The sequence below is a fragment of the Treponema sp. R8-4-B8 genome, assembly GCF_054786175.1.
The window spans coordinates 1-640 of the sequence record NZ_BDHE01000232.1; the positions used below are offsets into that span (position 1 = coordinate 1).

The following is a 640-nucleotide window of genomic DNA, read 5'->3' on the forward strand; positions in this document are numbered from 1 at the left end:
CTAACGAGGAGTTCAGCGAGTTTTCTCTTTCTGTTGCACAAGGAATGGCAGAAAAAAAATCTTGGGGAATTTTCGGGAAAATTTTAAATACCTGGGAAAATTTGGGGAATGCAGAAGAAGAAAAGAGAAAAAAAACTTATGCAATTTATTGTCTTGCAGAAATGGTTTCAATAACTGTTCCTTTTTTATGCCTAGCGGGAATGTTCTACATTGGTCAGAGCAGTTACTCCTTTCCCGTGTGGGTTGGAATTTTGCTGGGAACCCTATCCGCCTTTGAACTCTTGCAAGAATTGCCATCCATAGCTTTGCAAAGTGCCCTATCCAAAACAGCATCCGAAAGACTTAATTCTCCTACGGCACACCACGTCAGCTACGCTGCCACCCCTCTAATAGAGAGGAAAAATTTAAGTTCAAATTTTATAACCCTAAACAAAGGCGATGCCCTGATTCTCTCGGCTCCTTCTGGCACGGGCAAAACGCTTTTGGCAAATACCATTGCTGGATTTTTGCCAAGCAGCGAACCCATTGAGCGAACATCCAATTTTGTTTTTTTGGAGCAGGAACCTTTTTTGTTCACAGGAACCATAAGAGATAATTTGCTTTTTGCAAACCCAAATGCAATGGAAGAAGAAATGAAGAG

The 640-nt window shown here is 41.2% G+C and carries 1 pseudogene; it reads left to right on the forward strand.

The features are described 5' to 3' along the window. Window positions 1-44: 44 nt before the first annotated feature. Window positions 45-640 (forward strand): annotated as a pseudogene (locus ACYVRA_RS08090) (hypothetical protein); the annotation flags it as partial.